The organism is Rathayibacter tanaceti (assembly GCF_001634385.1).
Taxonomy (GTDB): Bacteria; Actinomycetota; Actinomycetes; order Actinomycetales; family Microbacteriaceae; genus Rathayibacter; species Rathayibacter tanaceti.
Genome location: NZ_LIIN01000244.1, coordinates 1 through 1,533 on the forward strand (window position 1 = coordinate 1; position 1,533 = coordinate 1,533).

The window sequence follows — 1,533 nt, forward strand, 5'->3', positions numbered from 1 at the left end:
GCGGGCGCGCTCGAGCCGGGCGGCCCGGGCGATGCGTCGCGGAGCGTCTGCAGTGCCTCGCCGTAGCGCTGCTCTTCTGCCCGGGCGTCCGCGTGTGCCGGTGCCGCTGCTCCAGCCACATTCCGCGCCTGCGACCGGGCTGAGTGCGGCGAACAGGGCGTAGCGCGCGTCGCCCATGATCAGCACCATCGCGAAGGCGAGGACGAGGGGCGCCGCGACCGTGATCACGCTGAACTTCGCGGCGGAGGCGATCGAGACGCGGGTCGGAGGCACGACGGGGTCGGCCGCGGCGGCTCGTCCGGGCCGCGGCGGCCGGTTGAAGGGCACCGTCGCGCTCGGGGTGACATTGTGCAGGCTGCCCGGCTCGGGGGCGGGCGGCTCGGCCGGCGCCGGGCGGAGCAGAAGTGCCGCTCCTCCCGCGATCACGACCGCGGAGTCGGTCACGACGACGCCCTCACCCGCGGCGGAGACGCCGTCGACGAGGGTGCCGTTCGTGCTACCGGCGTCGCGCACGCGCAGAGCATCGCCCTCGCGAGTCACGGACAGGTGCTCCCACGATGCGCTCACCGTGTCGAGGACGAGATCGGCGTGCGGCGATCGTCCGACGGTGAGCGCGCGACTCCGGGGGATCTCGACCACGTCTCCGGCGCGGAGCCCACCGGAGAGCGTTGCGGTCCAGCCGCGGACCGCGACGGGCCGTGGCTGGGGCGAGCGCGCGATCCGGGTGCCCTCGAGCAGCAGCAGATCCGCCAGCGGAGTCTCGACCGGGTGGAGTGCGGAGTCGACGGCCAGCGTCGTGCCGGGCGGGAGACGGTGCCCGGTGGCGGCATCGACGAGGTCGCCGAGTGTCGAGGCGTCGCGGTGACGACCGAGCTCGATGTCGGAGCGGGCGTCGTCGAGGTCGAGGAGGAGTCGCATCGGGGTCCTCAGGGTCGGGGCTGCCCGGCGAACCAGAGCAGCGGCGGGTCGGCGGGCCGCAGACCGAGGTCCTGCGGTGAGGCGTGGAGGGCGACGACGGGGGCATCGATGGCGGTCGCCGCCCCGAAGTCGAGCGGTGGTCCGGCGAGGCCCTCGACCGATCCGGCGGTCGAGCCGTTGAGGGCGGCGGCGACAGCGGAGGGAGCGCTGCTGCCCGCTGCGGCGGACGCCCGTACCAGCGCCACGACGGCGTCGTGGCTGGCCGCGTCGGCGACCGCTGCGACCTCGCGGAACGGCCGGTCCCCGAAGAGGGTTGTCCGCTCGGAGTCCTCGGCGGTCATCCGCACCGCACTCAGGAACGCCGAGGCCGCGCGCCCTCGCTCGTCGCCGCGGAGTGCGACTGCGTCGCCCGAGTCCACGCCGACCGTGGTGAGGTCTCCCGAGAGGGTGCCGCCGGCCTCGACGAGGTCGGGAGCGAACACGGGGCTCAGGGCGTCGGGAGTGAGCAGGATCGGAGCAGTTGTCCCGGCGGCCTGCAGAGCCGCGACCGCGGTCGCCTGCGCGGCGGCGGGGCCGGACACGACGATGCGCTCCGCGGCCTGCTCGCCCTCCAGG

Annotated in this window: 1 protein-coding gene and 1 pseudogene; both read right to left on the reverse strand. The window is 75.3% G+C overall.

Translation table 11 applies throughout. The features are described from left to right. Nucleotides 1-918, reverse strand: a 918-nt coding sequence (locus ACH61_RS17100) for an FHA domain-containing protein (RefSeq protein WP_153038948.1), incomplete at its 3' end; no start/stop codon positions are given. 8 nt (nt 919-926) lie between these two features. After that, nucleotides 927-1,533, reverse strand: a pseudogene (locus ACH61_RS17665) (hypothetical protein); the annotation flags it as partial.